Below are 6,112 nucleotides of genomic sequence, written 5' to 3' on the forward strand. Positions count from 1 at the left end.
CACTCCCAGCACAAAGCACACGGCGTGCAACCGCCGCGGATAAAGCGCTCCACTGGGAAGAATCTCACTATTCGGATGAACCGGGCATGAACGGATCGGCGCCGCCGGTCGCGAGTTCCTGCGGTTCCGGCCCTTCGTACGGGTCCTCGTCGGGGCCGAGCTGATCGGATGGCGACGGCACGTCGAGCCCATTCGGCGGCACCGCTTCGAGGAACCCGGCGGCCTTGAGCTCGTCCATGCCGGGCAGGTGCGAGATGTTTTCCAGTCCGAACTGGACCAGGAACGCCTCGGTAGTGCCGTAGGTCACCGGACGGCCCGGCGTACGCTTGCGGCCGCGGATTTTGATCCAGCCGACTTCCATCAGCGTATCGAGCGTGCCTTTCGACAGCATGACGCCACGGATGTCTTCGACCTCGGCGCGGGTCACCGGCTGGTGATAGGCGATGATGGCGAGCGTCTCGATGGCGGCGCGCGACAGCTTTTTCTGCTCGGGCTTTTCCTTGCGCAGCAAGAAGGCGAGATCGGCGGCGGTCCGGAACTGCCATTTTTCCGCGACCCGCACGAGCGTTACGCCGCGGCCTTCATACAGCCTCTGAAGCTCGGCGATGCAGGCGGCGACGTTGGCGCCTTCCGGCAGCGAAGACTTGAGCGCATCCTCCGACAGCGGTTCCGACGCCGCGAACAGCAGCGCTTCGGTCATCCGCAGATGCTCGGGATTCAGTTCCGCTTCGACAACCGGCGTCGCTTCGGGCGCTGCGTCCGTCGCCTCGGTCACGACTTCGAGGACGGTCTCTTCGGCAACGGGGCTCTCGGAACTCGGTACGCTATCGTCTGACACAGTCTGTCCTTCACTGACCGGCACCAACTCTTCGGCAAGGTCTTCTTGCACCTTCAGGACGCCGTTCATGCTGATGCCTCTTTGGCAAGGTCCTTGATGAATAGGGGATCGAACGGCGCCATCTGGCGCAGCTCGATGCGGCCGTCGCGGGCGGCTTCCAGGCACGCCATGAACATGCTGGCCATGGCCGAGCGGCGCCGCGGGCCTCCGGTCCAGCCGTCCGGCAGCATGGCATCAAGGCTGCTCCAGTCGGGAATTTTGCCGAGCAGCCGCTCCAGCCGTTCGCGCGCCTGATCGATCAGCATCACCGGCGAAGCCCGGAGCTGATAATTCTTGCCGCGCATCTTCTTGATCCGCTCGCCGGCATAGGCCGAGAGCAGGTCATACATGGTGTCCTTGTAGGTGCGCAGCTTCACGACGTTGATCGGTTCCGGCATGCCGCGGGCGAAAACTTCGCGCCCGAGACGGTCACCGGCCATCAGACGGGCGGCGGCTTCGCGCATCTGGTCGAGGCGCTGCAAGCGCCAGCGCAGGCGGGTCGCCAGTTCGTCCGGCGACGGCTCGCCTTCCTTGTGCTCGGGCTGCGGCAGGATCAGGCGCGATTTCAGATAGGCAAGCCACGCCGCCATCACCAGATAATCGGCCGCCAATTCGAGATTCATCCGCTTGGCCTGCTCGATGAACTCGAGATACTGGTCGGCCAGCTTGAGGATGGAAATCTTGGCGATGTCTACTTTCTGGGTCCGCGCCAGACTGAGCAGGACATCGAGCGGGCCTTCGAACCCATCGAGGGTGACGACCAGCTTCTCGTCCTCCGTTGCCGGCGGCAGATCGATCGCCTCGAAATTGTCGTCCAACTCTTCGCTCATGCCAGCAACTCTTTGAGCCGCTCCTCAGCGGCAACCCGGTCGAATTCAACAGCTTGCGGCAGATGGCCCAGGGCCGTTTCCGCGCGCTTCAGCCACTCGCCTTCCAGCGGCTTGGCCTCCAGGGCCACGTCCTTCATCTCGTCCATGCCGCCGTTACAGTGAAGCACGACATCGCAGCCTGCGAACAGAGCCGCCTTGGCCCGGGCGGAGAGCGGCCCGGAAAGCGCCTGCATGCTGAGATCGTCGCTCATCAGCAGCCCCTGGTAACCAATTTCGCCGCGAATCACTTCGCGAATCACTCGGGGACTTAAGGTGGCCGGACGGTTTGGATCAATTGCCTCATAGACCACATGCGCGGTCATGGCCATGGGACAATGCGCGAGGCTGCGGAATGTCACGAAATCGGTTGCGGATAACTGGGCGCGGCTGGCGCTGACCCGCGGCAGTTCGAGGTGGGTGTCGCAGCCGGCCCGGCCATGCCCCGGAGCATGCTTCATCACCGGCAGGACGCCACCGTCGATCAGCCCGTCGATGACCGCGCGGCCGAGTTCGATGACGATGCTCGGATCGGTAGAAAAAGCCCTGTCGCCAATGACATCGTGGGCACCGGGCACCGGTACATCGAGCACCGGCAGGCAATCGACATTGACGCCGATCTCGACCAGATCAACGGCGATCAGGCGGGCATTGAGATAGGCCGCCTCGCCCGCCCGCTCGGGATTTTCCGCGTGCAGCGTCCCGAACACGCCTTGCGGTGGCCGCTGGTGCCATTCGGGCGGCCGCAGGCGGGCAACCCGGCCACCTTCCTGGTCGATCAGCACCGGGGCTTGAGCGTCGCCGAGCGTTTCCCGCAAAGAGTCCGTCAAAGCGCGCACTTGCTCGCGGGTCTTCACGTTCCGTCCGAACAGGATGAAGCCCCACGGCTGCAGCTCGCGGAAAAAGTCACGTTCCACACGCTCGAGCACCGGTCCCGAGCAGCCGAAGATCACACGCCGACGCATTGCTTTCGCCTTATTTCGCCAGGAAGCAGGCGCCGCCCTGAGCCTTCAGCCGCTCGCATAGCGCCGCCGCGGTATCCTTGTTGGAGAACGAGGCAATGCGCAGCCGATACCAGACGCTGCCGTCGGGATGGGTCGTCTGCTGCACGTCGGGGCTGAAGCCGTTGAGCAGCGTGGCGTGCTTGGACAGGTAGGTTTTCCAGGCGCCGCGCGCTTCCTCATCCGACTTATAGGCGCCGATCTGGAGCATGAAGGCGCCAGGCGCTTCCGGCTTGAGAGTGGCCGGCTTGAGCGGTGCGGGCGTCACCGTCGCCGTCTTGGGCGGTGTCGTGGCAGGCGCCGGAGCGGCGGGATGGACGCCGCCGAGCTGAGCCGGCGGCCGGGTCGCCACCTGCGGTTGGGACGGGGTGTCCTCAAAGGCCGGACGGGCCGGCAACGGCTTGGGCGGGACGACCTGCTGAGCCTTGGGCGGCGGCGCCACCACCGGAGGCGGTGCAGCCTGAGCGACCACCTTCGGGGTCGGCTGGACCGGCGCAGGCTGGACCGGGGCCGGCGTATCGGGGACGGCCTGCGGGGCCGGCGCCGCGGCTGGGGGGGCGGCGGACTTGGCGGCCTTGCTGTCGTCGCCCTCGTCCGGCCCGGCAGACTGCTGATAGACCTTGATGCCGCTGTCGTCGGCCTTGCTGCCCTGGGCGGCGGCGACGCGCACCGGCACGTCATTGCGGCCACGGGCAACGCCCTGGTTATAGGCCAGCCACACCACACCGCCGAACGCCGCCAGGACCAGAATGGCGATGATGATCACGACGGGCAGGTGCGAGCCCTCGTTTTCCTCGTCGTCGTGCCCTCCGTCGTAGTCGCGGTCCTCGCGGTCGTGATTGGCGCGGTCGAAATTGGCCATGGCCTGCTCCGAATCTGACAGTCTGGAAATTAGCACCCCCGACGCACCGAATCACGGCGCCCCGGCCCGGCGGAGCCGCTAAAGCTGCACGTCCTTGTGGAAAATGCGGCCATATTCCTGAATAGCATAGCCGTCGGTCATGCCGGCAATGTAGTCGCGCACAACACCTTTGGTCGCCGCCGACCCCGGAACGTCGCACGAAGCGGCCCAATCGGCGGGCAAAAGCGCCGGATTCTCCGCCAGGGCGGCGAAAAGTTCCGCCAGCAGCGCCTTGGCCTTGAGCCGGACCGCGGTGACCCGCTCGTGACGGTACATGTGGGTGAAAAGGAAGGCTTTCAGCGCCTCGGCTTCTGCCGCCATCGCCGGGGAGAAGGCAGCCAGCGGATGGCCGGCAGCGCGCACCGCTTCCACCGAGCCCGGCCGCGCTTCGGCCAGCCGCCGCTTGGTCTCGTCGATCATGTCGTAGACCAGAACACCGATCAGTACACTGACGAGTTCGCCGATGAAGCGGCTGGTTTCGAGAGGGCCGTAACGATCGACGATCGCCCTCGCCCGCTCCCCCGCCAGCGGTGCCGTGAACAATTCCTCGAGCGTGAACAGGTGGGCGCGAAACCCGTCATCGATGTCGTGGGTGAGATAGGCGACGTCGTCAGCGAGCGCCGCGATCTGCGCCTCCAGCCCCGGCCACGAGCTGAGGTCCAGCGGCCAGCGGGCATTGAAGCGGGCGATCGGCTCGGGAATTTGGCCGGTCACCGGGCCGTTGTGTTTGACCAGTCCCTCCAGCGTTTCCCACGTCAGGTTGAGGCCGTCGAAGGCGGCGTAGCGGTGCTCCAGCTTGGCCACCAGGCGCAGCGCGTGGGCGTTGTGATCGAACCCGCCGATACTTTCCGCGGCGGCAGACAAGGCGTCTTCGCCGGCATGGCCGAACGGGGTATGGCCGAGGTCGTGGGCCAGCGCGACGGTTTCGGCGAGGTCCTCGTCGAGGGCGAAAAACCGCGCCACCGAGCGGGCGATCTGCGCCACTTCCAGCGAGTGGGTCATGCGGGTGCGGTAGTAATCGCCCTCGTGCTCCACGAACACTTGCGTCTTGTGCTTGAGGCGGCGGAAGGCGGTGGAATGCAGGATGCGATCGCGGTCGCGTTGATAGCAGGTGCGGGTCGGGCTCTCGTTTTCGGGGATCAGCCGGCCGCGGCTCAGCTGCGGAAACGTGGCGAACAGCGCCCGCTCCGTTGGCGGCCGAAACACGGTGCCCAACAGCCGCCCGGCCGGCTCGCTTGAATTGGCCATTCCAAACCCACAGTAAGACTCGCTATGATTATCGCATGTCCGATATGACCACCGATACCGCCCCCCTCACCGTCACCCCCCGCGCCGCGCGCCAGATCGCCAAGATCATCGCCGCCGAGGCCGCTCCCAAGATGCTGCGCCTGTCGGTCAGCGGCGGCGGCTGCTCCGGCTTCCAGTACCATTTCGACCTCGACGACAAACGCGCCGACGACGACCTCGTCATCGCGCAGGACGGCGTCAGCGTGCTGGTGGATTCGATGTCGCTCGGGTTTCTCAACGGGGCCGAACTCGACTATGTTGATGAACTGATCGGCGCCGCCTTCAGGGTCAACAACCCCAACGCCAAAAGCTCCTGCGGCTGCGGTACCAGCTTTTCGATTTAGCCCCTTTTCTGCCCCCGCGGACGAAAAGGTCTCGCCCCTCGCACGAAGGCCGTGGGGGAAGCGTCCGCGCCGCGGGCAACGGGGGCTCGCGCGTGATGAGCCCCCTTCCCGGCTTCGCCGGACTTCCCCCACGGTCTAAGTGCGCACGGAAAATCCTCGTCGCCCGCGGGGGCATAAAACCGATGGCCTATTTGTCATGAACCCGGCTTAAGTGCCCGCCGTTTCCGCTACGTGGTACGTCCTTTCGGCACCCACCCGGAAACGGCATGGCGTCAGCGGTTCGCGTCAGGATTCCCGCGCTCCTCATGGTGGCGCTGCTGCATGCTGCGGCGGTGTTCGTGTTTCTCCATGCGCTGATCATCGAGCGTGAACCGGCCAAACGGTCGGCCGACGAGCACGAAACCCTGATCACGCTGGCCCGCGAGCCGCCGCTCGCGCCGCGCAAACCCCGATTGTCGACTCGCGGCAGCGGTTCCGGGGCGATCACGCCACCGTACTTCAATCCGTATGCGTTCCAGACACCATCGGTGCTGTCGCAACAAGTTGAAGGTATCGCGATGGCGCTGGCCACCTGCGATCCGGGACGCTACGATAAAGCCTCGCGGGAAGTGCGCAACCTCTGCGATCGCATTGGCCTTGCGCTCAAGAACGATCCCGGCCATTTCGGCATCGTATCGGATGTGTCCGATCCCCAACATTGGCAGCGTGAACTCGCCCGGCGCGAGGCACCGTACCTCGCGCCCTGCATGTCGCCGAACGGCGTCGATGTTCTTTATACCCTGTCGTGCCTCTACGAAAACGTCTTCATCGGCTACAAACCCGAACACCGCAGAGGC

General features: G+C 65.4%; 7 protein-coding genes. 2 read left to right on the forward strand and 5 right to left on the reverse strand.

Annotated elements, in window-relative coordinates; all coding sequences use genetic code 11:
• Positions 1-67: 67 nt before the first annotated feature.
• From scpB to AC1P6P_RS11665, 5 genes are all read right to left on the reverse strand, one after another.
• Complete coding sequence (gene scpB / locus AC1P6P_RS11645) at positions 68-907, reverse strand: SMC-Scp complex subunit ScpB (RefSeq protein WP_481402609.1); 840 nt, start codon at positions 905-907, stop codon at positions 68-70.
• Positions 904-1,707, reverse strand: coding sequence for a segregation and condensation protein A (locus tag AC1P6P_RS11650; protein ID WP_481402610.1), 804 nt, complete (start codon positions 1,705-1,707; stop codon positions 904-906). The genes scpB and AC1P6P_RS11650 overlap by 4 nt, the downstream gene beginning before the upstream one ends.
• Complete coding sequence (gene nagZ / locus AC1P6P_RS11655; protein WP_481402611.1) at positions 1,704-2,708, reverse strand: beta-N-acetylhexosaminidase; 1,005 nt, start codon at positions 2,706-2,708, stop codon at positions 1,704-1,706. Before nagZ ends, AC1P6P_RS11650 begins: the two co-directional genes overlap by 4 nt.
• Before the next feature lie 10 nt (positions 2,709-2,718).
• Positions 2,719-3,606, reverse strand: a complete 888-nt coding sequence (locus AC1P6P_RS11660; RefSeq protein ID WP_481402612.1) for an SPOR domain-containing protein — start codon at positions 3,604-3,606, stop codon at positions 2,719-2,721.
• 78 nt (positions 3,607-3,684) lie between these two features.
• Positions 3,685-4,893 carry a deoxyguanosinetriphosphate triphosphohydrolase gene (locus AC1P6P_RS11665; RefSeq protein WP_481402613.1) on the reverse strand — a complete coding sequence of 403 codons (1,209 nt, stop codon included), beginning with the start codon at positions 4,891-4,893 and terminating at the stop codon, positions 3,685-3,687.
• A gap of 44 nt (positions 4,894-4,937) precedes the next feature.
• On the opposite strand from AC1P6P_RS11665, the gene erpA reads away from it, so the two are divergent.
• Both erpA and AC1P6P_RS11675 read left to right on the forward strand, forming a co-directional pair.
• Entirely contained in the window at positions 4,938-5,276 is a 339-nt protein-coding gene (gene erpA, locus AC1P6P_RS11670) for an iron-sulfur cluster insertion protein ErpA (protein WP_481402616.1), read from the forward strand.
• Between the two features lie 305 nt (positions 5,277-5,581).
• The coding region (locus AC1P6P_RS11675) for a hypothetical protein (RefSeq protein WP_481402614.1) at positions 5,582-6,112 on the forward strand (531 nt) is incomplete at its 3' end.

The sequence above is a fragment of the Rhizomicrobium sp. genome (assembly GCF_056722145.1).